Origin of the sequence: Aeromicrobium sp. Leaf291 (genome assembly GCF_001423365.1) — a bacterium.
GTDB lineage: Bacteria > Actinomycetota > Actinomycetes > Propionibacteriales > Nocardioidaceae > Aeromicrobium.
The window spans coordinates 1,636,103-1,661,578 of sequence record NZ_LMNM01000001.1; the positions used below are offsets into that span (position 1 = coordinate 1,636,103).

At 72.3% G+C, this 25,476-nt stretch carries 26 protein-coding genes; 17 read left to right on the top strand and 9 right to left on the bottom strand.

The window, feature by feature from the left end; genetic code table 11:
* The first annotated feature begins 1 nt into the window (after position 1).
* On the top strand, positions 2-862 hold the full coding sequence (locus tag ASF35_RS08080; protein ID WP_162239302.1) for a CHAP domain-containing protein: 861 nt from the start codon (positions 2-4) through the stop codon (positions 860-862).
* 37 nt (positions 863-899) lie between these two features.
* On the opposite strand, the gene ASF35_RS08085 is transcribed toward ASF35_RS08080, so the two are convergent.
* Positions 900-1,748: a DUF3097 domain-containing protein gene (locus ASF35_RS08085; RefSeq protein ID WP_055965283.1), complete on the bottom strand. Its 849-nt coding sequence runs from the start codon at positions 1,746-1,748 to the stop codon at positions 900-902.
* The gene (locus ASF35_RS08090; RefSeq protein ID WP_055965286.1) at positions 1,741-2,172 is read right to left on the bottom strand and encodes a hypothetical protein; all 432 of its coding nucleotides are present in this window, start codon (positions 2,170-2,172) and stop codon (positions 1,741-1,743) included. The genes ASF35_RS08085 and ASF35_RS08090 overlap by 8 nt, the downstream gene beginning before the upstream one ends.
* Positions 2,173-2,294: 122 nt before the next feature.
* Between ASF35_RS08090 and hrcA the strand changes: the two genes are divergently transcribed.
* The 8 genes from hrcA (at position 2,295) to era (ending at position 9,041) form a co-directional block, all read left to right on the top strand.
* A complete protein-coding gene (gene hrcA, locus ASF35_RS08095; protein ID WP_055965289.1) occupies positions 2,295-3,332 on the top strand; it encodes a heat-inducible transcriptional repressor HrcA in 1,038 nt (345 codons plus the stop codon).
* A gap of 15 nt (positions 3,333-3,347) precedes the next feature.
* Positions 3,348-4,502, top strand: coding sequence for a molecular chaperone DnaJ (dnaJ, locus tag ASF35_RS08100; protein ID WP_055965294.1), 1,155 nt, complete (start codon positions 3,348-3,350; stop codon positions 4,500-4,502).
* A 19-nt stretch (positions 4,503-4,521) separates the two neighbouring features.
* On the top strand, positions 4,522-4,863 hold the full coding sequence (locus ASF35_RS08105; RefSeq protein ID WP_055965297.1) for a histidine triad nucleotide-binding protein: 342 nt from the start codon (positions 4,522-4,524) through the stop codon (positions 4,861-4,863).
* Positions 4,864-4,964: 101 nt separating this feature from the next.
* Positions 4,965-5,981, top strand: coding sequence for a PhoH family protein (locus ASF35_RS08110; protein ID WP_055965301.1), 1,017 nt, complete (start codon positions 4,965-4,967; stop codon positions 5,979-5,981).
* Positions 5,959-6,492, top strand: a complete 534-nt coding sequence (gene ybeY, locus ASF35_RS08115; protein ID WP_055965304.1) for an rRNA maturation RNase YbeY — start codon at positions 5,959-5,961, stop codon at positions 6,490-6,492. Before ASF35_RS08110 ends, ybeY begins: the two co-directional genes overlap by 23 nt.
* Entirely contained in the window at positions 6,489-7,784 is a 1,296-nt protein-coding gene (locus tag ASF35_RS08120) for a hemolysin family protein (protein ID WP_055965307.1), read from the top strand. Before ybeY ends, ASF35_RS08120 begins: the two co-directional genes overlap by 4 nt.
* Positions 7,777-8,130, top strand: a complete 354-nt coding sequence (locus tag ASF35_RS08125) for a cytidine deaminase (protein ID WP_055965309.1) — start codon at positions 7,777-7,779, stop codon at positions 8,128-8,130. Before ASF35_RS08120 ends, ASF35_RS08125 begins: the two co-directional genes overlap by 8 nt.
* Positions 8,127-9,041, top strand: a complete 915-nt coding sequence (era, locus tag ASF35_RS08130) for a GTPase Era (protein WP_055965312.1) — start codon at positions 8,127-8,129, stop codon at positions 9,039-9,041. Before ASF35_RS08125 ends, era begins: the two co-directional genes overlap by 4 nt.
* A 12-nt stretch (positions 9,042-9,053) precedes the next feature.
* On the opposite strand, the gene ASF35_RS08135 is transcribed toward era, so the two are convergent.
* On the bottom strand, positions 9,054-9,320 hold the full coding sequence (locus ASF35_RS08135) for an acylphosphatase (RefSeq protein WP_055965315.1): 267 nt from the start codon (positions 9,318-9,320) through the stop codon (positions 9,054-9,056).
* Positions 9,321-9,376: 56 nt separating this feature from the next.
* Between ASF35_RS08135 and ASF35_RS08140 the strand changes: the two genes are divergently transcribed.
* Entirely contained in the window at positions 9,377-10,390 is a 1,014-nt protein-coding gene (locus ASF35_RS08140; RefSeq protein ID WP_055965318.1) for a PHP domain-containing protein, read from the top strand.
* Positions 10,391-10,419: 29 nt separating this feature from the next.
* Here the strand turns inward: ASF35_RS08140 and ASF35_RS08145 are convergent, their stop codons facing one another.
* The 3 genes from ASF35_RS08145 to ASF35_RS08155 form a co-directional block, all read right to left on the bottom strand.
* On the bottom strand, positions 10,420-10,791 hold the full coding sequence (locus tag ASF35_RS08145) for a hypothetical protein (protein ID WP_055965321.1): 372 nt from the start codon (positions 10,789-10,791) through the stop codon (positions 10,420-10,422).
* Between the two features lie 19 nt (positions 10,792-10,810).
* A complete protein-coding gene (locus ASF35_RS08150) occupies positions 10,811-11,545 on the bottom strand; it encodes a hypothetical protein (RefSeq protein WP_055965324.1) in 735 nt (244 codons plus the stop codon).
* 899 nt (positions 11,546-12,444) lie between these two features.
* Positions 12,445-12,927: an NAD(P)H-dependent oxidoreductase gene (locus tag ASF35_RS08155; RefSeq protein WP_055965328.1), complete on the bottom strand. Its 483-nt coding sequence runs from the start codon at positions 12,925-12,927 to the stop codon at positions 12,445-12,447.
* A gap of 192 nt (positions 12,928-13,119) precedes the next feature.
* Here ASF35_RS08155 and ASF35_RS18015 point away from each other — a divergent pair, with 192 nt between their 5' ends.
* From ASF35_RS18015 to ASF35_RS08175, 5 genes are all read left to right on the top strand, one after another.
* Positions 13,120-13,275, top strand: coding sequence for a hypothetical protein (locus ASF35_RS18015; protein ID WP_156364825.1), 156 nt, complete (start codon positions 13,120-13,122; stop codon positions 13,273-13,275).
* Between the two features lie 37 nt (positions 13,276-13,312).
* Positions 13,313-14,023 (top strand): aquaporin Z, encoded by a 711-nt coding sequence (aqpZ, locus tag ASF35_RS08160; protein ID WP_055965332.1) that lies wholly within the window; start codon positions 13,313-13,315, stop codon positions 14,021-14,023.
* A 121-nt stretch (positions 14,024-14,144) separates the two neighbouring features.
* On the top strand, positions 14,145-15,086 hold the full coding sequence (locus ASF35_RS08165) for a MoxR family ATPase (RefSeq protein WP_055965337.1): 942 nt from the start codon (positions 14,145-14,147) through the stop codon (positions 15,084-15,086).
* A 4-nt stretch (positions 15,087-15,090) separates the two neighbouring features.
* On the top strand, positions 15,091-16,353 hold the full coding sequence (locus tag ASF35_RS08170) for a DUF58 domain-containing protein (RefSeq protein ID WP_055965340.1): 1,263 nt from the start codon (positions 15,091-15,093) through the stop codon (positions 16,351-16,353).
* A 19-nt stretch (positions 16,354-16,372) separates the two neighbouring features.
* A complete protein-coding gene (locus ASF35_RS08175; RefSeq protein WP_055965342.1) occupies positions 16,373-18,517 on the top strand; it encodes a DUF3488 and transglutaminase-like domain-containing protein in 2,145 nt (714 codons plus the stop codon).
* A gap of 147 nt (positions 18,518-18,664) precedes the next feature.
* Here ASF35_RS08175 and ASF35_RS08180 read toward each other — a convergent pair whose 3' ends face one another.
* Positions 18,665-20,125, bottom strand: a complete 1,461-nt coding sequence (locus ASF35_RS08180; protein ID WP_055965345.1) for an AMP-binding protein — start codon at positions 20,123-20,125, stop codon at positions 18,665-18,667.
* Positions 20,122-21,468 (bottom strand): SLC13 family permease, encoded by a 1,347-nt coding sequence (locus ASF35_RS08185; RefSeq protein ID WP_055965348.1) that lies wholly within the window; start codon positions 21,466-21,468, stop codon positions 20,122-20,124. The genes ASF35_RS08180 and ASF35_RS08185 overlap by 4 nt, the downstream gene beginning before the upstream one ends.
* Before the next feature lie 127 nt (positions 21,469-21,595).
* On the opposite strand from ASF35_RS08185, the gene ASF35_RS08190 reads away from it, so the two are divergent.
* Entirely contained in the window at positions 21,596-22,333 is a 738-nt protein-coding gene (locus ASF35_RS08190) for an IclR family transcriptional regulator (RefSeq protein ID WP_055965351.1), read from the top strand.
* A gap of 4 nt (positions 22,334-22,337) precedes the next feature.
* Here the strand turns inward: ASF35_RS08190 and ASF35_RS08195 are convergent, their stop codons facing one another.
* Positions 22,338-23,375, bottom strand: a complete 1,038-nt coding sequence (locus ASF35_RS08195) for a glutathione S-transferase C-terminal domain-containing protein (protein ID WP_055965355.1) — start codon at positions 23,373-23,375, stop codon at positions 22,338-22,340.
* Between the two features lie 294 nt (positions 23,376-23,669).
* Here ASF35_RS08195 and leuA point away from each other — a divergent pair, with 294 nt between their 5' ends.
* Positions 23,670-25,376 carry a 2-isopropylmalate synthase gene (gene leuA / locus ASF35_RS08200; RefSeq protein WP_055966399.1) on the top strand — a complete coding sequence of 569 codons (1,707 nt, stop codon included), beginning with the start codon at positions 23,670-23,672 and terminating at the stop codon, positions 25,374-25,376.
* The last annotated feature ends 100 nt before the right edge of the window (positions 25,377-25,476 follow it).

Sequence of the window (25,476 nt, forward strand, 5' to 3'; positions counted from 1 at the left end):
CATGGCCATCATCAGTGTGCCGACGTCTGCGGACGCGGCACCACGCACCGTGCTGTGCACGGGGTACAAGCAGTGCGCCGCCAAGGGGTACACCCACGGCGGCTACGCGTCGGTCCGGTCGCGGTCGTACTGGAACATGACGCCCGGTCGCAGCTGCACGAACTACGTCGCGTACCGACTCACCAAGAACCGACTGGTCGCGCGACCGCCCGGCACCGACGCCGCCCTCACGTGGGGCGCGGCCGCGCGAGCCGCCGGACTGCGGGTCAGCACGTCGGCACCACGCCGCGGCGACGTGGCCTGGTGGAAGGCCAACCGAGCACTCGCCGGCAAGAAGGGGCACGTCGCCGTCGTGGAGCGGGTTCGTGCGGACGGTTCCATCGTCGTCTCCGAGGACAACATGGACCGGACCTTCATGTGGCGCACCGTGCGACGAGGCTCGGGGTGGCCGTCCGGCTTCATCCGCTACCCCACGTCAGACGGGTCGCCGTCGGGCGTCCTGGAGTCGCTCGAGGCGACGGACGGCATGGTGGCGGTGCGCGGTGCGGCGAGCGAGCCCGACCGGTGGGGGCGTCCGGTCGCCTACACGGTCGCGCTGGGGGCGCCGCTGGACCGGGCGCCGACGGAGACCTTCACGTTCTCCTCCGCCTACTTCCGGTTCTCGTGGCGACGCACCGTCCAGGTGCGCGGCGAGCTGCGCGCCTACCTGTACGCCCACAACGCCTCAGGCACCAGGGGCAAGGACGTGCTGCTCGGCGTGGCCGACCTGGAGGTGCGGGACGACGGAACCACCCGGGGCGTCGCCGTTCCACGAGCGGACTGGCTCGACGACGTGGTCGCCCCGGTGCTCGGGCCGGGCTGACGGTCCCCGTCGGTGGGCCTCGCGAGACGACCAGCGCTCAGGGAGCGGTGACGAAGTCGATGAGCTCCTCGACGCGGCCCAGGAACTCCGGCTCCAGGTCGGTCCACGACCGGACGCGCGAGAGGATGTGCTGCCACGCGCGAGCGATGTCGGCCTGCTCGGCGTGCGGCCATCCGAAGGCCGCGCAGATCCCACGCTTCCACTCGATGCTGCGCGGGACCACGGGCCAGGCGTCCACGCCGAGACGACCCGGCTTCACGGCCTGCCACACGTCGACGTAGGGGTGCCCGACGACGAGCACGTGGTCGCGGTCCGAGAGCCTCGCGGCGATGCGCGACTCCTTGGACCCCGGGACGAGGTGGTCGACGAGGATGCCGAGGCGACGGTCGGGACCGGGGTCGAAGTCGTCGACGACCCCGACGAGGTCGTCGACGCCGTGCAGCATCTCCACGGCCACGCCCTCCACCCGCAGGTCGTCACCCCACACCTTCTCGACGAGCTCGGCGTCGTGCTTGCCCTCGACGAGGATCCGGCTGGGCAGGGCGACCCGCGCACGCTGTCCGGTGACCGCACGCGACCCGGACGCGGTGCGGGCCACGGCCTTGGGTGCCGCCGCGACCGGAGCGACGAGGACGACCGGCTTTCCCTCCAGGAGGAAGCCCGGACCGAGCGGGAACGACTTGCGGCGCAGGTGGCGGTCCTCCAGCATCACCATGCCGAGGTCGCGCTCCACGCGGACGACCTCGCCGACCCACCCCGAGGTGACCTCCTCGACCACGATGCCGAGGTCGGCGGGGGCCTCGGTGGAGCGACCGCGCGGGGGAGCCTTCCAGTCGCCGGCCAGCACGTCCTGTCCGTAGCGCCCCGGGTGCCTGGCCTCAGCCATGCAGCACCCCGAGCAGCGTCTGGTGGAAGTCCTCCAGGTCCTCGCGGGTGATGGGTCCGCTGCTGGTGAGGATGCGGGTCGACGGGCGGGTGAGCCCGACGGCGAGGTCCACGGCGGCCGGCCAGCTGGGCGTGACGGCCGACGGGACCGCGTCGAGCGGGGGGACGAGGTCCCCGAGCGCCACCACGTCGCCGTCGGGGACGACCAGCACCAGCTCGCCGCCCAGGGGGCCGTGGCCCAGGTGCACCACCTCGACGAACAGGTCGCCGAGGTCGGCGGCCCAGACCGAGCTGAGGGTGCCGCCGCGCGACTCGTGCATGAGGAAGGTGCCGTCGGAGAGGGTGACCCGACGAGGTCGGTAGGTGAGGGTACGCGTGGTGCCCGTGACCGAGACGACCTCTCCCTCGCTCCCGATTGCTCCCACCTCGTTAGACTGGCACTTGCCCTGGGTGAGTGCCAAAGCGCCACGCCGCGTCGTCGTGCCCCGTCTGCGCGCCCCGGGGCCGTCGCGACCCAGCAGGCCCGATCAGCAGAGAGGAGACCGCCGTGCCGGAGGACCGAAGACTCGCCTCTGACGACCGTCGCCTCGAGGTGCTGCGCGCCATCGTCGAGGACTACGTCGAGACCCAGGAGCCCGTGGGCTCCCGGGCGCTCGTGGAGCGGCACCAGCTCGGTGTCTCGCCGGCGACCATCCGCAACGACATGGCGGCCCTGGAGGACGAGGGCTACATCGCGCAGCCGCACACGAGCGCGGGCCGGGTGCCCACCGACAAGGGCTACCGGCTGTTCGTCGACCGGCTGTCCCAGGTGAAGGCGCTCTCGACGCCCGAGCGACGCGCCATCGAGACCTTCCTCGGGGGAGCGGTCGACGTCGACGACGTCGTGCAGCGCAGCGTCAAGGTGCTGGCCCAGCTGACCAACCAGGTCGCGATCGTGCAGTACCCGTCGCTGACCCGCTCCACCGTGCGCCACGTCGAGGTCGTCGCGCTCGAGCACGCACGCGTGCTGCTCGTGGTGATCACCAGCAGCGGCCGGGTGGAGCAGCGCGTCGTCGAGCTCGAGTCCACGCCGGGCGACGTGCTGCTGTCCGACGTGCGCTCACGCATCATGACCGCCACCATCGGGCAGCGGCTGCCCGAGGCGTCGCTGCGCCTGGCCGAGGTGATCGGCACGTTCGCCGAGACCGACCGGCCTCTCGTCACGTCGGTGGTCACCACGCTCACGCACGTGTTCTCCGACGAGCGGTCCGACGAGCGCATCGCCGTCGGCGGCACCGCCAACCTGGCGCGCTTCGGCCGCGACTTCGACTCCTCGATCCGCCCCGTCCTCGAGGCGCTCGAGGAGCAGGTCGTGCTCCTGAAGCTCCTCGGCGAGGCGACCACCGACCCCACCGTGCGCATCGGCCTCGAGACCGGTAGTGAGGGACTGGCGGGCACCGCCGTCGTCTCCTCGGCGTACGGCACCCCCGAGCAGGCGCTCGCCACGTTGGGCACGCTCGGACCCACCCGCATGGACTATCCAGGAACCATGGCCGCCGTCGGCGCGGTCGCCCGCTACGTCGGGCGACAGCTGGCGGACGGCTGAACAGGACGAGGACCAATGGCACAGGACTACTACGAGCTGCTGGGCGTGTCCCGGTCGGCGACGCCCGAGGAGCTCAAGAAGGCGTACCGCCGGCTCGCGCGCCAGCTGCACCCCGACGTGAACGACGCACCCGACGCGGCCGACCGTTTCAAGGAGGTCACCACCGCCTACGAGGTGCTCTCCGACCCGCAGAAGAAGTCGGTCTACGACCGCGGCGGCAACCCGCTCGGCGGCGGGGGCGGCGCGGGCGGCTTCGCCGGCGGCGGCTTCAGCTTCGACGACATCATGGACGCGTTCTTCGGCGGCGGGGGCAACACCCGCGGGCCGCGATCGCGCGTCCAGCGCGGGCAGGACGCCCTGCTGCGCCTGCAGGTCGACCTCGCGGAGGCCGCGTTCGGCGTCACCCACGACATCAAGGTCGACACGGCGGTCGTGTGCACGCGCTGCGACGGCAGCGGGGCCGAGGACGACTCCGAGGCCGTCACCTGCGGCACGTGCCACGGGCACGGCGAGGTGCAGCACGTGCAGCGCACGCCGCTGGGCAGCGTCCGGACCGCCCGCCCGTGCCCGACCTGCCACGGGTTCGGCTCGGTCATCCCCGACCCGTGCCACGAGTGCAACGGCGACGGCCGGGTCCGGTCGCGTCGCTCGCTGACCGTCTCGATCCCTGCCGGCGTCGACCAGGGCACCCGCATCCAGCTGGCCGGCGAGGGCGAGGTCGGCCCCGGCGGAGGACCCCCCGGCGACCTCTACATCGAGGTCGAGGTGGCCCGTCACCCCGTCTTCACCCGCAAGGGCGACCAGCTGCGCTGCCAGGTCACCCTGCCGATGACCGCTGCGGCCCTCGGCACGCACGTCGACCTGCCGACGCTCGAGGCCGACCTGGCCGACCAGGACGGGCCCGACACCGTGGGCCTGGAGGTGCCGGCCGGAACGCAGTCCGGCGAGACCCTGACGCTGCGTGGCCAGGGCGTGCCGCGGCTGCGCGGCCCCGGTCGCGGCGACCTCGTGGTCGAGATGGTCGTCGAGACCCCGGACCGGCTCGACGACGAGCAGCGCGAGCTGCTCAAGCAGCTGGCCGAGCTGCGCGGCGAGGACCGTCCCGAGGCACAGATGGGCTCGACGCACCGGCACGGCATGTTCGGGCGCATCAAGGACGCCTTCCGCTGAGGTGCGGTAGGAAGGGACCATGAGCCAAGACGACTGCCTGTTCTGCGCGATCGTCGCCGGTCGGGTTCCCGCCGACGTGGTGGCCGAGGACGAGCACGCGCTCGCGTTCCGCGACATCAGCCCGCAGGCGCCCACCCACGTGCTGGTGATCCCGCGGGTCCACCAGCCCGACGTCGGCAGCCTCGCCGAGGCCGAGCCGGAGGCGGCGGTCGGGCTGCTGCGGCTCGCGCGTCGCGTGGCGCAGGAGGCGGGCGGCTCCTACCGACTCGTGTTCAACACCGGCGCCGACGCCCACCAGACCGTCTTCCACTGCCACGGTCACGTCCTCGCCGGGCGTGCGCTGGGCTGGCCCCCAGGCTGACGTCCCCGGGTTCCGGGTCCTCGTCGGCCACGGGACGAGCCCGCGACGCCGGTCGTGGGTTGCGCGCGTGTCGCCTGCCCCCCGTACGATGGTGGACAGACATGACTTCTGACTTGCCCGGGGACCAGCGACCCCACACCTTCACCGTCCCGACCAGCATCGACACCGTCGCCCTCTACGGTCCGGCCGACGCGTTCCTGCGCATCGTCGAGGACGCCTTCGACGCCACCGTGCACGCGCGCGGCAACGTCGTGACCGTCACCGGCGAGCCCGGCGAGGTGGCCCTCGTGGAGCGGCTGCTCGACGAGCTCGTCGCCATCGTGCGCACCGGCCAGGGCCTCACGGCCGAGACGGTCGAGCGCAGCATCTCGATGCTCCGCACCGAGACGCAGGAGCGCCCGGCCGAGGTGCTCAGCCTGAACATCCTGAGCAACCGTGGCCGCACCATCCGGCCCAAGACGCTCAACCAGAAGAAGTACGTCGACGCGATCGACAAGCACACGATCGTCTTCGGCATCGGCCCGGCCGGCACCGGCAAGACCTACCTCGCCATGGCCAAGGCCGTGCAGGCGCTGCAGGCCAAGGAGATCACCCGCATCATCCTCACGCGGCCCGCGGTCGAGGCGGGGGAGCGGCTGGGATACCTGCCCGGCACGCTCAGCGAGAAGATCGATCCGTACCTGCGTCCGCTCTACGACGCGCTGCACGACATGCTCGATCCCGAGACGATCCCCAAGCTGCTCACCAGCGGGACCATCGAGATCGCGCCGCTGGCGTACATGCGCGGCCGCACCCTGCAGGACGCGTTCATCATCCTCGACGAGGCGCAGAACACCACCCCCGAGCAGATGAAGATGTTCCTCACCCGGCTCGGCTTCGGCTCCCAGATCGTCGTCACCGGCGACGTCAGCCAGGTCGACCTGCCGTCGGGCCAGAAGAGCGGTCTGCGCGTCGTGCGCGACATCCTCGCCGACGTCAAGGACATCCACTTCTCCACGCTCACGTCGCAGGACGTCGTCCGCCACAAGCTGGTCGGTCGCATCGTCGCCGCCTACGACGCCTTCGAGTCGGCGTCGGGCCCGGGGCAGGTGGACCATGAACGTCGACGTCCTCGATGAGTCGGGGCAGGGCGTCGACGTCGTCGCCCTCACCCGGCTCTGCCGGTTCGTCATGCGCCGCATGCGGCTGCACCCGGCCACCGAGCTGACCGTCCGCCTGGTCGACACCGACACCATCGCCGTGCTCAACGAGCAGTGGATGGGCAAGAAGGGCCCCACCGACGTGCTCTCCTTCCCCATGGACGAGCTCTCGCCGGGCCGGCAGGACCGCGAGCCCGAGGAGGAGCCCGAGGGCTACCTCGGCGACATCGCGCTCTGCCCCCAGGTGGCGGCGCAGCAGGCTCCGGCGGCCGGGCACGATCCGTCCGACGAGATCGAGCTGCTCACCGTCCACGGCATCCTCCACCTGCTGGGCTACGACCACGCCACCGCCGAGGAGCACGCCGAGATGTTCGGCATCCAGGGACGTCTGCTCCTGGAGTGGCAGCGAGCGGCTGCCGGCACGGACGTCGAGGAGGGCTCCCTGGCCACCGGGTCCGGAGCCGTCGAGCCGAAGGACACGCCCCGATGACCGTGGCGATCGTCGCGTCGATCGTCCTGGCGATCCTCGCCGGTCTGTTCGCGAGCATCGACGCCGCTCTGTCCTCGTTCTCGCGCGCACGGGCGGCCGAGCTCGGCGACGAGGGTCGCGGTGGTGCGGCGGCGCTCAGCCGCATCCTCGAGGACCCCGCCCCGGCCCTGAACGCCGTGCTGCTGCTGCGGGTCGTGTGCGAGACGGCGGCCATCGTCCTGGTCGCCCTCGTGGTCGACGACTACGTCGACGGACTGTGGTGGCAGATCGGCGTGGCCGTGGCGATCATGGTCGTCGTCTCCTACGTCCTCATCGGCGTCGGACCCCGCACTCTCGGGCGTCAGCACAGCGAGTCGGTCGCGCTCGCGTCCGCCGGGCCCGTGCGCCTCATCACGGCCCTCCTGGGGCCGGTTCCGCGCCTGCTGATCGTCGTCGGCAACGCCCTGACGCCCGGACGTGGCTTCCGCGAGGGCCCGTTCGCCTCGGAGGTCGAGGTCCGCGAGCTGGTCGACCTGGCGGCGGCGAGCAGCGTCATCGAGTCCGACGAGTCCAAGATGATCCAGTCGGTCTTCGAGCTGGGAGACACGATCGTGCGCGAGGTGATGGTGCCGCGCCCCGACCTCGTGTTCATCGAGCACTCCAAGACGCTGCGCCAGGCCATGTCCCTCAGCCTGCGCAGCGGGTACTCGAGGGTGCCCGTGATCGGCGAGAACCTCGACGACGTCCTGGGGATGGCCTACCTGAAGGACGTCACCAAGCGCGTCTTCGACAACCACGTGGCCGAGTCCACCGAGAAGGTCGACTCGATCATGCGACCGTGCCTGTTCGTCCCCGACACCAAGCCGGCCGACGACCTCCTGAAGGAGATGCAGGCGCAGCGCACCCACGTCGCGATCGTCGTCGACGAGTTCGGCGGCACGTCGGGCATGGTCACCATCGAGGACATCCTCGAGGAGATCGTCGGCGAGATCACCGACGAGTACGACACCGAGCCCGACGAGCTCGAGGCGTTGTCGGACGGGTCCTACCGGGTGAGCGCACGCTACGACGTCGACGACCTGGGCGAGCTGTTCGACATCGACCTCGACGACGAGGACGTCGACTCGGTCGGCGGCCTGGTCGCCAAGCACCTCGGCAAGGTGCCGATCCCCGGCAGCACGGTCGAGATCGACGGTCTGAAGCTCGTGGCCGAGGCACCCAGCGGACGCCGCAACCGCATCGGACGCGTGCACGTGTCGCGCCTGGAGCCCGAGCCCGTGTCCGAGCCGAGCAACGGAGGATCCCGTGACTGACCGACCCGACAGCGACCCGGTGACCCTCGCCCCGGAGGACGCCAAGCTGGTGACCCTCGCACGAGCCACGCGAGCACGGACGCAGGCTCCCGCGGGGGCCGCCGTGCGTGACCTCGACGGGCGCACCTACGCGGCCGCCCAGGTCGACCTCCCGTCGTTCCGGGTCGGGGCGCTCGAGCTGGCCGTGGCCATGGCGGTGTCGTCGGGCGCGCGCGGCCTCGAGGCCGCCCTGGTGGTCGCCGACGACCTGCCCGACGTCGCGCCCGTGCGCGACCTCGCCGGCGACGGGGTGCCGGTGCTCCTGGCCGACCCGGCCGGTCGGGTCGTCGACAGGACGACCACATGAGCTTCCGGTCCGGCTTCGCCTGCTTCGTCGGTCGCCCCAACGCCGGCAAGTCCACGCTCACGAACGCGCTGGTGGGTGAGAAGGTCGCCATCACGTCGTCCAAGCCGCAGACCACGCGGCACGCCATCCGTGGGCTCGTGCACCGCCCCGACGCCCAGCTCGTGCTGGTCGACACGCCCGGTCTGCACCGTCCGCGGAACACGCTGGGACAACGCCTCAACGACATCGTCCGCACCACCTGGGCCGAGGTCGACACGATCGCGATGTGCTTCCCCGCCGACCAGAAGATCGGCCCCGGGGACCGCTTCCTCGTCGCCGAGCTGGCCAGGATCCGGCGGGCGCCCGTGCTGGCCGTGGTCACCAAGACCGACCTGGTGGCACCCGAGCGGGTCGGGGAGCAGCTGATGGCGGTGCAGGAGGCCGGTCGTGCCGCTGGTCTGGAGTGGCGCGAGATCGTGCCCGTCTCGGCCGTCAGCGGCGACCAGGTCGGCCTGTTGTCGGACCTGCTGGTGGCGACGCTGCCCGAGGGCCCGGCCCTGTACCCCGAGGGTCAGCTCACCGACGAGCCCGAGACGACGCTGGTCGCCGAGATCGTCCGCGAGGCCGCCCTGGAGGGTGTGCACGACGAGCTGCCGCACTCCATCGCCGTCGTGGTCGACGAGATGACCCCGCGCGAGGACCGTCCGGCCGACCGTCCGCTGCTCGACGTGCGGGTCAACGTGTACGTCGAGCGCGACAGCCAGAAGGGCATCGTGATCGGTCGCAAGGGTGCGCGACTCAAGGAGATCGGCACGACCTCCCGCGGCCAGATCGAGCGCCTCCTCGGCACGCCGGTGCACCTCGACCTGCACGTGAAGGTGGCCAAGGACTGGCAGCGCGACCCCAAGCAGCTGCGCAAGCTCGGCTTCTGAGCCGGGTCGGGGTCAGACGGTCCTGAAGCCCGACTCGCCCTGCGGGACCTCGTCGGTGACGACCACCTCGGTCACCGAGGCGCGCGGAGGCCCGCCACGGCACCAGGCGACCATCCGGTCGACGGCGGCCGGCTCACCCTCGAAGGCCGCCTCGACCGTGCCGTCGGGTCGGTTGGTGACCCAGCCGGCCAGGCCGAGGCGGCCCGCCTCCTGCTCGCACGAGGCGCGGAAGAAGACCCCCTGCACCCGACCGTGGACGACGACGCGACGGCGGACCATGGGAGGACCGTACCCGTGCACTGGCGGCGCCTCGGCGACCGCGACACGATGGCGTCATGGACCCCGTGTCGGCGCTCGACGAGATCGGCTTCTGGCTGGAGCGTTCCCGTGGGTCGACCTACCGGGTCGAGGCCTTCCGCAGGGCCGCCCGCACGCTCGCCTCGCGTGACGACGTCGAGCAGCTGGCCTCCGCGGGTCGGTTGCGGACGGTCGACGGCATCGGTGAGCGGACGGCCGGTGTCGTCGTCGAGGCGCTGCAGGGGAGGGTGCCCGCCTACCTCGTCGAGCTGCGGGAGCAGGGGGAGGGTCCGCTCGTCCCGGGCGGTGAGCAGGTGCGGGCGATGTTGCGTGGCGACCTGCACGCCCACACGGACTGGTCCGACGGCGGTTCACCGCTCGAGCTGATGGCTCGAACCGCGGCTCGGCTCGGGCATGAGTACCTCGCGATCACCGACCACTCGCCACGCCTGACGATCGCGAACGGGCTGACGGCCGACCGGCTCGAGGCGCAGCTGGAGCTCCTCGCCGAGGTGGACGCCGAGGTCGACGGCGTCAGGGTCCTCTCGGGCATCGAGGTCGACATCCTCAAGGACGGGTCGCTGGACCAGGACGACGTCCTGCTCGACCGGCTCGACGTCGTGGTGGCGAGCGTGCACTCGGACCTCCGGGCGGACAGCATCGCGATGACCCGGCGCATGCTCGGCGCGGTGCGGCACCCGGCCACGGACGTGCTCGGCCACTGCACCGGCCGGCTCGTGGAGGGCTCGCGGGGGAAGCGGCCGCAGAGCAGGTTCGACGCGAAGCGGGTCTTCGCGGCGTGCGCCGAGCACGGCGTGGCCGTCGAGATCAACGCCCGTCCCGAACGGGCGGACCCACCGGACGACCTGGTGGCCCTGGCGCTCGACGCGGGCTGCCTGTTCAGCATCGACTCCGACGCGCACGCCCCTGGTCAGCTCGACTTCCTGGACCACGGGTGCGCCCGCGCCGCCGCTCTGGGCGTGCCCACCGATCGCATCGTCAACACGTGGCCGGTCGACGACCTGCTCGCCTGGACGTCGCGCCGCGCCTGAACCCACCGCAGCCCGAGGGGCGAGCGGCACTAGGTCGCGGGGGAGCCCGCGGCCTCGCACACGTCGGCTGTGGCCGCCAGCGTCCTCAGGTAGTCGGCGTGCACGTCGGCGGCCTCGGTGCCGGTCGGGGTCGTCGCCACTGCGGCAGCCGCACGGGCCAGCGGTCGGAGCTCGGCGGCGTCGGACGTCGACAGGGTGTCGGCCTCCGCCGTGAGGGCGTCGGCGAACGTGCGCATCGCTGCGACGTCGTCCCGTGCGACGTCGCGGTCCACGTGCTCCTCGACGAGGTCGCACCCCGCTGCGAGGGGGTCGGCGCCACCGGCCGCATTCCTGTCAGCGCCCGCCGAGCACCCTGCCAGCAGCACCACGACCGCGAGGGTGGCCCACGCCCTGGACGTCATCGTCGTCGTGAGCCAGGGCTCACAGGTGGGCGGCGAGGGTGCGGGCGTCGCGTGGCGAGACGGGGTCGGGGACGCGGCCGGTGACCTCGTCGTAGACGTCGATCAGCTCGCCGAGGTCGCGGACCATGCGACGAGCACGGGCCTGGCCGTCGGCGCAGTCGGCGCGGCACTCGCCGGCAGCCACGCGGTGAGCGATGGCGAGCGTCGCGAGGGACCACGCCTCGGGTGCGGTCAGGTCGGGGGCCGCGGCGAACGCCATGATCCGCGATGCGTTGCGATGGTGGTCGGCGTGGTCCTCGTCGAGGTCGCCCTCGCGGCTCGGGGTCGTCCGCGCGACCTCCCAGGCCTCGGCCACCTGCTCGACGTCCGTGCTGTCGTGGAGGTCGTCATCGTGGGCGTCGAGCAGCGCGAGCGTGCGGTCCGCGTAGCCCTGGGCGCCGGCCCGTGCTGTGGGATCGACCAGACGCAGAACCTGGCGGGCCTGGGCCAGCCGCAGGAGGGTCCGCAGCTCAACCGAGTCCTCGCTCGTGCCGAAGAGGCGTCCGACGAGCGGGACCAGGCGGTGGCGGTCGGCGTCGCTGGAGAGGTCGTTCGCGACCCTCGCCTCGTGCGCGAGCAGCGGGTGGGTGCACTCCGGGCGGTCGCTCCACGGCTCGCCGGCCAGCACGGAGACGTACTCCATGACGCACGCCTCGCCGGCCTCGGCGTCGTGGGCGCCGGCCGTGAGCGTGGGCAGACCGGTGGGGAGCGTCATGCGTCCATGATCCCAGGAGAGGCAAGGGTCGGCGCGTCGTCCTTCTGCTGCGCTGCTCCGGCTGGGTCTCGACCTGCGGCTGCGTCGCTTCGGCTCGGTCTCGACCTGCTGCTGCGTTGCTCCGGATGGGTCGTGCCTTGCTGCTGCGTCGCTGTGGCTCGTCGTCGACCTGCGCTCCGAAAGGGCCTCGACCGGCGGCGGGGTCCGTGCTCGGGTTGGGTTCTCGGAGCGCGGCTCGGGGGGACGCAAGGTTCTGCGTTCGTGCGTGAGGGGTCGAAGGATGCTGCGTTCGTGGTCGGATCCCGTCGTGAACGCAGCATCGTTCGGGGTTCTGCACGCGAAGGCAGAATCTTGCGTCCGACGGGGCGACTCGCGCGGCGGGGGGGCAGGGATTCTCCCTTCTCTGCGTGAGGGGTCGAAGGATGCTGCGTTCGTGGTCGGATCCCGTCGTGAACGCAGCATCGTTCGGGGTTCTGCACGCGAAGGCAGAATCTTGCGTCCGCGGGGCCGGTTCGCGCGTCGGGTGGGCAGGGATTCTCCCTTTGCGTCGGACGGTCCACGAGAAGGGAGAATCACTGCCCGTACGGGCACCTTTTCGTCGCCACGATGCTTCCTTCGCGTGGCACGGTCCACGCGAAGGAAGAACCGTGCGTAGATCACGCGCAGAGGAAGAATCGTGGCCGCGCCCCGCAGACCCAACCGGGTCGAGACCCCCTGCTCCGGTCGAGGCCTTTCGGAGAGCACGCCCACTCGCAGCCACAGCGACGCAGCAGCAAGGCCAGACCCCCTGCAGCGACGCAGCAGCGAGGACAGACCCAGCCGGGCGACGTCGCAGCACGGGGAGAGGTCAGCGAGCAGCGCAGCAGCGAGCAGACGCCCACGAAGGGGTCGGGATCGCGTCAGTCGCTGAGCAGGGCGGCGAGCGTCGCGCCCACCTCGTACGCGGCGGCCAGGTGGTCGTCGCCGACGTCGCCCAGGACCTGCAGGGGCTCGGCGGCCTGGCGCCAGGGGAGTGCCTCGGCGATGGAGCGCAGCGAGCGCACGGCACCCTCCGTGTCGTAGCGGCCGTGCACGACGAGGGCGTAGGGCAGGCGGCCCGAGGCGGGCGCGCCCCCACCGTCGTCGGAGAGTGCCCCGCCGATGTCGAGGAACGTCCGGTCGAACAGGTCCTTGACGAGCCCCGACATGTAGCCGAAGTTCGCCGGGCACAGCACCACGATGCCGTCGGCGGCGAGCACGTCCGCGGCCGACGTCTGGTCTGGAGGCAGCGCCCGCACCTCGACACCCTCGATCGCGTCGTCGTGCGCACCCGAGACGAGGGCGTCGCCGAGGGCCGCGGTGCCACGGGTGGGGGTGTGGCGCACCACCAGGAGCGTGGTCACGGCGTCACGTCCGTCCGGATCGAGGGTCGCAGCGCATCGCCCCAGTCTTGCCCGCTCGGCTGTCCTGCGCCACCGCCCGGCACGTGCACGCAGGACCGGTGACCCACGTCATAGCGCCCCGTGCGTGACGAATCACCCTTTCGACCCCACTCATCCATGTCCACCCAACCCCGCGACGACTGGAGACCTCCCATGGCTCGACCCAAGCGCAACGCCTTCGCCCTGCTCGGCTGGATCGTCTGGAAGCTGCTCGCGCTCGTCGGGCTGCCGATGGCCAAGCGCAGGCTCGAGGAGAGCAACCGCAACCGGAACCGGAGCCTGAGCCACCGACGTCGCGGCCGTCGCTGACAGCCCCACCACCGACGCACCAACGAGAGGAGCTGCCGTGAGCAGCACGACCCCGCCCACCACCGCCCAACGCCTCGGCGCCGAAGGTCTCGGCACCTTCTGGCTCGTCCTCGGCGGCTGCGGCACCGCCGTCCTCGCCGGCAAGGAGGTCGGGACCGTCGGCGTCGCGCTGGCGTTCGGCCTGACCGTCCTGACCGGCGCCTACGCCTTCGGCCCCGTCTCCGGCGGCCACTTCAACCCGGCGGTGTCCGTCGGGCTGGCGGCGGCGCGCCGGTTCGCATGGAAGGACGTCCCTGCCTACGTCGCGGCCCAGGTCGTCGGTGCCACCGTGGCCGGTGCCGTCCTGCTGGCCATCGCGCACGGCAAGCCCGGCTTCGACGCCGTGGCGTCGGGCTTCGCGACCAACGGCTTCGGTGACCGCTCGCCCGGCGGCTACGGCCTGTGGGCCGTGGTGGCCACCGAGGTCGTGCTCACCGCCTTCTTCCTCTTCGTGATCCTCGGTGCGTCGGCCAAGCGGGCCGCGGTCGGCTTCTCCGGCGTGGCGATCGGCCTCGCGCTGACCCTCATCCACCTGGTGAGCATCCCGGTGAGCAACACGTCGGTGAACCCCGCCCGGTCCCTCGGCGTCGCCTGGTTCGCGGGTGGTGACGCCCTCACGCAGGTGTGGGTGTTCGTCCTGGCGCCCGTCGTGGGTGCCGTCGTCGCGGGCATCGCGCACGCCGCGCTGCTCGGCGACGAGGAGGCCTGACCGACGCGAAGGGCGGCGGCCGCGCCTCGATCGACCCGGGCGGAAACTCTTCGCTCCTGTGCGCCGTTGAGCCTTGCAGGGGATGATGGTGCCGTCCCGAGAACCCGACCGAGGGAGTCCCATGGACGACGCCCGCGCCGCCGCCCGTCGCGTGCTGGCCAACATCGAGTCCGTCGTCGACGGCAAGCCCGACGCCGTCGAGGCCGCCCTCGTGGTGCTGCTCGCCGAGGGACACCTGCTGATCGAGGACGTCCCCGGCGTCGGCAAGACGGTCCTCGCCCGAGCCCTCGCACGCAGCGTCGACGGATCCGTCCGGCGCATCCAGTTCACCCCCGACCTGCTGCCCTCCGACATCACCGGCGTCTCGGCCTACAACCAGCAGCGCGGGGAGTTCGAGTTCAAGCCCGGTGCCGTCTTCGCGAACATCGTCATCGGCGACGAGATCAACCGGGCGTCGCCCAAGACCCAGTCGGCGCTGCTCGAGGCGATGGAGGAGCGTCAGGTCACGGTCGACGGCCACACCCACCCCCTCGCCACGCCGTTCAGCGTGATCGCCACGCAGAACCCGTACGAGATGGAGGGGACGTACGCCCTCCCCGAGGCCCAGCGCGACCGGTTCACCGCACGCATCTCCATGGGCTACCCCGACGCCGCCGCGGAGCTGGAGATGGTGCGCGACCGCGACGTCGACAACCCGCTCGACCGGCTGCGTCCCGTGGTCACGATCGACGAGGTGCGCGAGATGATCGTCCGCACCCGCGCGGTGTTCGTCTCCGAGGCCGTGGAGCGCTACTGCGTCGACCTGGCGCGGGCCACGCGCGACGACGCCGCCCTGCGGCTCGGCGCCAGCCCACGCGCCACGCTGCAGCTGGTCCGGGCGGCCAAGGCGCGCGCCTTCGTCCACGACCGCGAGTACGTGCTTCCCGACGACGTCGACGCGCTCACGGGCCTGGTGCTGCCGCACCGGCTCGTCCCGGCCCGTGGGTCGGCGCCCGCCGAGGAGACCGTGCAGCGGATCGTCGCCGCCACCCCGGTGCCGCAGGGGGCGGTCGAGCCCCGATGAGCCCGTGCCGCTCGAGGACGCCGTGAGGCGCACGTCGCTGCGCAGCTGGTCCTCCGTCCGCCTCACGCCGCGGGGGATCGGCTTCCTGGTGGCAGCCGGCGTGCTGCTGGTCGCCGCGCCCGCCCTGTCCCTTCCCGCCCTGCTCAGCGTCTCGGCCATGCTGCTGGGCCTGGTGGTCATGGCCGCCGTCTTCGTGGTCGCGGGGCAGTCGAAGGTCGCGATCGAGCGCACCTTCTCGCCCGAGGTCGTGTCGCCGGGGGCGATGACGACGGCGACCGTCCGGGTCTCGAACCTGTCGGTCCTCCCGGCGCTCGAGGCGCGCTGGGTCGACACGGTCCCGAACGGGCTGAGCGCCGAGGCCAGCGGTGTGCTCCCGGCCCTCGGAGGCAGCCGCACGCGCCGGTCCCAGGTCAGGTTCCGGTACTCCGTGCAGGGTCTGCGACGTGGCCGGCACGCGATCGGCCCGCTGCGCGTCGAGGTGGTCGATCCGTTCGGCCTGGTGCTGCGGCGCCACTCCTTCGGTGGTGCGCAGGACCTCGTGGTGCTGCCGCGCCGGCACACGTTGTGGCCGTTGGCCCCGCACGGTGCCGACCACGACGGCGCCAGCCGCGCCGCGCCCCAGAACGCCGGCATCGGTGAGGACGACGTGGTCGCCCGCTCCTACATGCCCGGCGACGCCCTCAAGCGCATGCACTGGAAGGCCACCGCCCATCGAGGCGAGCTGATGGTGCGCCAGGAGGAGCAGCAGGTGAACCCGCGCGCCGGCCTGGTCCTCGAGACGCGTGCCGGGTCCCACGCGACCGGGCGGGACGGCGGCGACTGGGTGTACTCCCCGGAGCTGGAGTGGGCGGTGAGCGCCACCGCGTCCGTGCTCGGGCACCTGGTCCGGGTCGGCTACGCCGTCGCGGTCCGCGCCACGGGGAGCGCCGTCGACCGCGTGCTCGACGACGGGGACGTGCTCGACGACGCGCTCGTCGACCTCGCCGTGCTCGAGCCGTCCACCGCTCCGACCCTCGACGGGATCGACCCGGGGGAGCGGACCGTCTTCGCCGTGCTCGGTCGGCCCGACACCGATCGCGCGGCCGAGTGGGTCGACGCGCTCTCGCACGCCACCACGGTGCTGGCGCTCGTCGGAGCCGGCACGCGTGACGCCGCCCTCGACGTGCTGTCGGCCGCCGGGTGGCGCTACGTCACCTACACCGCCCAGGACGACGTCGCCGAGCTCTGGTCGGACCTGGGGGTGAGCCGGTCCCGTGCTGCGTCCTGAACCCTCCACCCGACGGGCCGTGACCGCGGCCCGTCGACGACCGTGGCTCGAGCACCTGCTGGTGCTCGGCGCGCTCGGCGCGCTGCTCCTCGGCTACACGACGGTCGTCGAGGGACGCGACTGGTGGGTCACCACCACGCTCGTCGCCGGGCTCGTCGCCCTGGTGTGCGGGGTGCTCGGGTCGGTGGCGCCACGGCTGGCGGTCCCGGTCGGGGCCGTCGTGCTCGTGCTGGTGCTGGGGTGGGTGTTCGTGCCGGAGACCTTCGCCGGTCTCGTGCCCACCTGGTCGACCCTGACGGGGCTGTGGTCGTCGCTCGAGCGCGCCCAGGTGCTGGTCATGGAGGAGGCCGCCCCTGCCGCGGCCGCCCGGCCCATCGTCCTGCTGCTCGCCGTGGCGTTCGGCGGACTGGTCCTGCTGGTGGAGCTGCTGCTGCGACTGCGCCACGGTGCCCTGCTCGTCGGCGCGATCCTGGTCTCGGTGTACGCGGCACCCGCGCTGGTGTCGGGCGAGACGCCCTCGGTGTGGCTCTTCGTCGTCCCGGCCGCCCTGTGGCTCGTGCTGCTGCGGGTCCGCACGCAGAGCGCGGCCCGCGGCTGGTCCACGGTGGTCCCAGCCCTCGGGCTCGGAGGGTCGGCCCTGCTCGTCGGTGTGCTGCTCCCGCCGGTCATGCCCGACGTCACGGCCGTGGCCAAGCCCTGGGGCGAGCCGCCGCCGCAGGTGTTCGGGCGCGGCATCAACCCGATGCTCCAGCTCGGGCAGAACCTGCGTCGCAACAGCTCGGCGGTCGCCGCCACGTACACCACCACGCTCGACAGCCCGCCCTACCTGAAGGTCGCCGTGCTCCGCGACTTCGAGGGACGCACCTGGCGTCCTGCCCGGTCGCAGGCGGGCGATGCGTTCGAGAGCCGCATCGCCATCGACGACGACATCCCCACGACCGAGGCGACGACCCGCGTGCGCATCGACGAGCTGCGCAGCACCATGCTGCCCGTGCCGTACCCGGCACTCGACATCGACGGGCTGCGGGGGGCGTGGACGTACCAGAGGGCCGGGCTGACGGTCACCTCCCGCTCCGCCACCACCGTCGGCCAGGACTACTCCGTCACCAGCCTGGACCGACAGCCGACGGCCGAGCAGATGCGCGCCCTGTCCACCGGCACCGGCGTCGGGGCGTCGCTGCAGACGTACCTCAGCCTGCCCGGCGACGTGCCGGCCGTGGTGGGCGACACCGCGCGGGAGGTCACCGCCGACGCCACCAACGACTACGACCGGGCGGTCGCGGTCCAGGACTACCTGCGCGACAACTTCGTCTACTCCGAGACCGCCCCGGTGGCCGAGGACTACGACGGCAACGGCGTGCGCGTCCTGGAGACGTTCCTGGAGGAGAAGGCCGGGTACTGCGTGCACTTCTCCTCCGCCATGGCCGTCATGGCCCGCGAGCTGGGCATCCCCTCGCGCATCGCGGTCGGGTACGCGCCGGGCCAGGCGGTCGGCAACGACGACGACGGCGACGCGGTGTACGAGGTCACGTCCGACGACCTGCACGCATGGCCCGAGCTGTACTTCGACGGCGTGGGCTGGGTGGGCTTCGAGCCGACGCCCGGGGTCGGCGCGCGCACGGGATTCGAGGAGCCCGACGCCCCCGAGTCCGACACGAGCGACGACACGACGGACGAGTCGACGCCTCAGCGGCAGGCGGACGCGGCCGACCGCGGTGGGTCCGTGACGCAGGAGGCCGTCGGGGTGGACGACGCCGCCCCGACGGCCCCGCGCACGGCAGCCACGGTGGGTCTCGGGCTGCTCGTCGCCGCGCTGCTGCCCGGTGCGCTGCGCTACGTCCAGCGACGTCGGCGGCTGGGTGGCTCCGCGCCCGACCCGTGGTGGCGCGAGGTCGAGGCGTCCGCGCTCGACGTGGGCCTGGCGGTCCCGGCGGCCGGCACCCCGCGGGGCCTGGCCGACGTGGTCGCTCCCCGGGTCGACCCCGACGACCTGCGTCGCGTGGTCACCGCGGTGGAGCGGTCGCGGTACGCCCGTCCCGGTACGGACGTCTCCGACGAGCGCGAGAGCGTGCGCCGGGTGGTCGACCAGGTCCGGGAGTCCGGGTCCCGCCTCGAGCGGCTGCGAGCGCGCTTCCTCCCGCGCTCGCTCTGGCGACGCGGCTAGCCGGGCGAGAGGTAGGTGGCCCGCGGAACGGCCGGGTGGGAGGTAGGCAGCGCGCGGAATCGAGGCCCGTATCCGCGTCCCGCCTACCTCCGCCCAGCGGATGACGCGCGCCACCTACCTCTGACGGCCCGGTCCGGCGCGCACACGTCAGGCAGGTGCGCCGCCGCCCGCGCCCGCGGCCGTGTCGAGCAGGGACTTCTTCTGCACCTTGCCCATCGCGTTGCGCGGGAGCGTCTCGACGAACCGGACCTCCCGCGGTCGCTTGTGCCAGGCCAGGTCGTCGGCCACGTGGTCCACCAGGCGGGCCGCCAGCTCGTCGGTCCCGTGCCCCGGGGCCACCACCGTGTAGGCGACGATGCGCTGGCCGAGGTCCTCGTCCGGGAGGCCCAGGACCGCGACCTCCAGCACCTCCGGCACGGCGAGCAGCGAGGTCTCGATCTCTCCCGCCCCGATGCGGTAGCCGCCTGACTTGATCAGGTCGACCGACTCGCGACCGACGATGCGGTGGAGGCCGTGGGCGTCCTTCGTCGCGAGGTCGCCGGTCGAGAACCAGCCGTCGGGGGCGAGCACCTCGGCGGTGACCTCGGGCAGGTTCAGGTAGCCGTCGAAGAGCATCGGACCGCTCACCTCGAGCCGGCCGACGGTCTCACCGTCCGCGGGCACGTCCTGCCCGTCCTCGCCCCGCACCCGCGTCCGAGCGCCCGTCACGGGGACGCCGACCCAGCCGGGACGACGCTCGCCGTCGGCGCGCGTGCTGAGCGTGATCATGGTCTCCGTCATGCCGTACCGCTCGACGAGCGCGTGGCCGGTCAGCTCGCGCAGCCGCTCGAACACGGGGACCGGCAGGGCCGCGCTGCCCGAGACCAGCAGACGTGCCGGGGCGAGGGCCCGCGCGGCGTCGGGGTCGCGGGCGATCCGCGTCCACACGGTGGGCACGCCGAAGTACATCGTCCCGCCGGCGGCGGCGTAGGCGGCAGGGGTGGGCCGCCCGGTGTGCACCACGCGGGACCCGACGTGCAGCGACCCGAGGATGCCGAGCACCAGCCCGTGCGTGTGGAACAGGGGGAGTCCGTGGGCGACCACGTCGGCATCGGTCCAGTCCCAGGCGTCGGCGAGTCCCTCGATGCCGGTCCGCAGCGCACGGTGGCTCATGACCACGCCCTTGGGAGCGCCGGTGGTGCCGGAGGTGTAGAGGATGATCGCCGTCGCGTCGTCCTCGGCCGGCCTCGGCAGCGCGCCGTCGGACCCCGCCTCGCCGTCGGGCAGGGCGAGGACGGGAAGCTCCACCCCGTCGCGTGGCGGCCCGACCCAGCAGGTGGCGGCGGAGTCGGCGACCACGTGGGCGATCTCGGCCGACCCTGCGTCGGGGGGCACCGGGACCACGGGCACGCCGGCGGCGAGGCACCCGACCACCGCCACGACCGTGTCGAGGGTCGGCTCGGCGCAGACCGCGACCGGTCCGTCGTCGGGAAGGTCCCGCGCGAGTGCGGCCGCGGCACGGCGCAGCTCGGACCAGGAGGCGGTCCGGTCGCCCACGCGCACCGCGTCGGGACGGTCGGGTCGCCGCGTGTCGCGGAAGGCGGCGAGGAACGTGGTCGCGTCGGTCATGAGAGCACCATCCCAGGCAGGATCAGGGTGAGGGTCAGGGCGACCGGGCCGATGACCACCATGGACAGCCCCCACCGGGTCAGCAGGCTGGTCATCCGGGGCCGCTCGTCGGGGTCGACGGTCGTGGCGACGTAGGTCGCGCCCACGGTGGAGAACGGTGAGACGTCGACGATCGACGCACACACGCCGATCGCGCAGATCATGGCCCAACCGGGGATGCCGCCGTCGGCGATGAGCGGGAGGGCGAGCGGGACCAGCGCGGCGAGCATGCCGGTGGTCGACGCGAAGGCGGAGATCAGACCGGCGGCGGCGCACAGGAGCAGGGCGGCGACGACGGGGGACCCGACGTCGGCCGCGCGCTCGCCGAGCAGGTCGATGACACCCATCTGGGTGAGCACGCCGACGTAGGTGATGATGCCGCCCACGAGCAGGACCGAGCCCCAGTCGATGCGGGTCATCGCGGCCTTGCCCGCGGCGGGGTCGACGAGCGCGAGGACGGCGCCGAGCCCGAAGCCGATCACCCCGATGTCGGGCTCCAGCCCGCCCAGCGCCATCACGACGACGGCGACGACGAGCGCGACCATGCAGACCATGGTCAGCACCTGGTGGGGCTTCGGTCGACCGGGGTCGCGGGGCGCGTCGTCGGAGGAGCCGGCAGGACCGTCCAGGGAGAGCGACGACTGCCCGTACTCGGGCAGTGCCGATCCGCGGGCGACGAGCGTGCGCTCCAGGCGTGACTCCCCGCGCACGCCGCGGCGACGTCCGAACAGCAGGTGCGCAACGGCCAGCAGCACGAGGTTGACGACGACGGCCACGGCGAACAGCAGGAGGGGGCTGAGGTCGATGCCCGCGCTGTCGGCCGTGCCCCACGTGATGATGCCGAACAGGCTGGTGGGCGCGAAGGCGCCCGCGCTCAGTCCGCAGCCCATCGACAGGGCCATCAGCATGGGATCGATCCCGCGCTTGCGGGCGATGCTCATGCCCATGGGCGCCATCACCAGGCCGCCGAGAGGTGCGCCCATGGCGGAGACGGCGGCGGTCAGCAGGAAGAACGTCGTCGGGAGCACCGCGTCGCGGTCCCCGACCTTCGCCAGCGAGGTGTCGATGAGCCAGTCGATGGTGCCGTTGCTGTGGGCGATGCCGAAGAAGTAGGTCACGCCGACGAGCAGGACGAGGATGCTGAGCGGGAACCCGGCGACCACCTCCTCGAGCGTCATGTCGGCGAGCCAGAGGCCGACCACCGCGGCGACGGGGAACAGGACGATGCCGATGTTCACGTTGCGGGCGGCGGCGATGCCGAAGACGACGACGAAGATGCCGAGCGCGACCAGCTGACCGGTCATGGTTCCTCCAGGGTCGGTGGGGGACGAGGCGGCCTGGTCCGTCTGATGGACCGACGTGCCGCCTGTCGGAACGAGCGTGTAACGTAGACCACACGGCGACGAGGAGCAAGCGGGACGGGGAGGCGACATGACGACGGCCAGCGTGGTCACGGCCTTCGCCGTGCTCGAGCACGTCGCGGAGCACCAGCCCGTCGGGCTGTCGGACCTGGCGCGCGCGGCCGGCCTCCCGAAGAGCACGGTGCAGCGGTGCCTGCTCACGCTGCAGGAGATCGGGTGGGTCGAGAGCTCGGGTGCGGCGCCGACTCGGTGGTCGATGTCGCTGCGCGCGCTGTCGGTCTGCGGGAGCGCCGGGGCCCGCGAGAGCCTGCGCGACCTGGCGCTGCCGATCATGAGCGACCTCCAGCTCGTGACGACCGAGACGGTGCACCTCTGCGCGCCGGACGGCGACGTGCTCGTCCTGCTGGAGCGGCTGGACACGTCGCACGCGCTGAGGGCCTTCCTGCCGCTCGGCGAGCGCATCCCCCTGCACGCGTCCGCCACCGGCCTGGCCTACCTGTCGGCCTGCGACGACGCCACCGTCGAGCGGTACCTCGCGGGCCCGCTCGAGCCCCGCACCCCCAGCTCGCTGGTCGATCCCGACGCGATCCGCGCCGAGCTGGCGCGCATCCGCGAGCGCGGCTACTCCGTCAACGAGAACGGTCTGTCGAGCGGCATCAGCTCGGTCGGCGCCGCCGTGCTCTCCCGGTCCGGCGTCGTGGGAGCCCTGTCCGTGTCGGGCCCGTCGATCCGCATCGAGCCCTCGAGGTTCACCGAGCTGGGCACCCAGGTGGTCGAGTCGGCGAGACGGCTGAGCCGCCTCCTCTGAGAGGTCAGGCCGGGGGAGTCCCGTCGCCGAACGGGGAGCCGCCCAGCTCCTCGCGGTGGTGCGCCGTGGTCCACCCGGACAGGTCCGGACCCTTCGGCACGATGCTCGTGGGGTTGATGTCGGTCTGCACCACGTAGTAGTGCTGCTTGATCTGCTCGAAGTCGGTCGCGTCACCGAAGCCGGGCGTCTGGTAGAGGTCGCGTGCGTAGCCCCAGAGGGCCGGCATCGTCGCGAGCGTCTGGCGGTTGGCCTTGAAGTGCCCGTGGTAGACCGCGTCGAAGCGGGCCAGCGTCGTGAACAGGCGCACGTCGGCCTCGGTGATCGAGTCGCCCATGAGGAAGCGACGCGTCGTCAGGCGTTCCTCGAGCCAGTCCAGTGTCGTCCAGAGCCGGTCGTAGGCGGAGTCGTACGCCTCCTGCGACCCGGCGAAGCCGCAGCGGTACACGCCGTTGTTCACCTCGGTGAAGACGCGGTGCATCACGTCCTCCATCTCGTCGCGCGTGGCCTCGGGCCAGAGGTCGGGAGCGCCGTCGCGGTGGTGGTCGTTCCACTCGAAGAAGAAGTCGTGGGTGATCCACGGGAAGTCGTTCGTGACCACCTGGCCGCTGGCGACCTCCACCACCGCGGGCACGGTGATGCCGCGCGGGTAGTCGGGGTAGCGCGCGAAGAAGGCGTCCTGCAGGCGGGGGATCCCCAGCACCGGGTCGACGCCGTCGGGGTCGAGGTCGAACGTCCAGCTGCGCTTGTCGTGGGTGGGTCCGGCCAGGCCGAGCGAGATCGCGTCCTCGAGCCCGAGCAGACGTCGCACGATGACCGTGCGGGTGGCCCACGGACACGCCAGCGCGGCGACGAGGCGGTAGCGGCCGGCCTCGACGGGCCACAGGGGAGCGTCCTCGGCCGGGGGCTTGCCCGTGCCGGCCCCACGGTCGTCCACCGGCTCGCCGCCGGTGCGCGTGATCCGGTCGGGGATGTAGTTCATGTCGCGGTCGAACTCCTGGCCGCTGGTCACGTAGGAGCCGGTCGTGGACTGGTCGCTGCTCATGACCCCAGTCTGGCGGACCTCGTGGAAGGGTGCAGTGCGGTGGGGGAGTCTGGGCGGTGGGGGAGTCCGGGCGGTGGGGTAGGCTGGTCAGCGATGTACGCGAGCCGACTCCTTCTCTGCCGCGTCGAGGTCCACTAGGTCGGGCCCCTCGGCGCGGAGTTCGTCATGCACCGGCCGCACGATGACCCAGACGAACACCCCGAGGAAGAGCCCATCATGACCGATCCCACCCGCTCCCAGCCCGGCCACCACGGCCTGGCGAACAACGTCGTCTCGCCGCAGAAGACGTCGCCCATGCCGTTCGGCCGCTACCGGCCGTTCGCGCCGATCGACCTGCCCGACCGCACGTGGCCCGCGCAGACCATCACGCAGGCGCCGCGCTGGCTGTCCACCGACCTGCGCGACGGCAACCAGGCCCTCATCGACCCCATGACCCCGGTGCGCAAGCGCCGGATGTTCGAGCTGCTCGTGCGCATGGGCTACCAGGAGATCGAGGTCGGGTTCCCGTCCGCGAGCGAGACCGACTTCCAGTTCGTCCGCTCGCTCATCGAGGACGACGTCATCCCCGACGACGTGACGATCTCGGTGCTGACCCAGGCTCGCGAGGACCTGATCGAGCGCACCACGCAGTCGCTGGCCGGCGCGCGACGAGCCAACATCCACCTGTACAACGCCGTCGCGCCGCTGTTCCGACGCGTCGTGTTCAACGCCTCGCGCGACGAGGTGCGGGCCATCGCCACGCGCGGCACGGAGCTGGTCATGAAGCACGCCGAGCAGAACATGGCCGGCACCGCGTTCGGCTACCAGTACAGCCCCGAGATCTTCACCGGCGCCGAGCTCGAGTTCAGCGTCGAGGTCTGCAACGCCGTCATGGACGTCTGGCAGCCCGAGGCCGGCCGCGAGATCATCCTCAACCTGCCCGCCACGGTCGAGATGGCCACGCCCAACACCTACGCCGACCAGATCGAGTGGTTCGGCCGCAACGTCCAGCACCGCGAGAACGTGGCCATCAGCCTGCACCCGCACAACGACCGCGGCACGGCCGTCGCTGCCACCGAGCTGGCCATGATGGCCGGCGCCGACCGCGTCGAGGGCTGCCTGTTCGGCCACGGCGAGCGCACCGGCAACGTCGACCTCGTCACCGTCGGCATGAACCTGTTCAGCCAGGGCATCGACCCGCAGATCGACTTCACCGCCGGTGGCATCGGAATCGACGAGGTCCGACGCACGGTCGAGTACTGCACGAGCCTGCCGGTGCACCCGCGCCACCCGTACGCGGGCGACCTGGTCTACACCGCCTTCTCCGGCTCCCACCAGGACGCCATCAAGAAGGGGCTGGAGGACCTCGACCGCATCGCCGCCGAGCAGGGCGTCGACGTCTCCGAGGTGCCGTGGGAGGCGCCCTACCTGCCGATCGACCCGCACGACGTCGGCCGCACGTACGAGGCCGTCATCCGGGTCAACAGCCAGTCCGGCAAGGGTGGCGTGTCCTACCTGCTGAAGACCGAGCACCAGCTCGACCTGCCGCGGCGTCTGCAGATCGAGTTCAGCCGGGTCGTGCAGACGCTGACCGAGGGCGAGGCGGGCGAGATCACCGCCGACGGCATCTGGGCGGCGTTCAGCGGCGAGTACCTCGAGCGCGAGGAGCCGTACTCTCTCGTCACCTTCAGCTCCACCACGTCGGCCGACGGTCACGACCAGCAGGTCGTCGACCTCGTCGTGCGGGGCCAGGAGCGCTCGTTCAAGGGCGAGGGCAACGGCCCGGTCGACGCGTTCGTCGACGGCATGCGTCAGGCCGGGTCCGACATCCGGGTGCTCGACTACACCGAGCACGCGCTGTCGTCCGGTGGTGACGCGCTCGCCGCGGCCTACGTGGAGTGCGAGATCGCCGGCGAGATCGTGTGGGGCGTGGGCATCCACGCCAACATCGTCATGGCCTCCCTGCGCGCGGTCGTGTCGGCCGCCAACCGGGCCGAGGCCACCACGATCCCCACCGCCTGACCGGTTCGTCCGGTCGGCACGGTGCACGTCGACGAGCACGGTGGCGGGACGCCGGGTCCACGAGATCCCCGGCCCCGCCGCCGTCCTCGACGACGTCGAC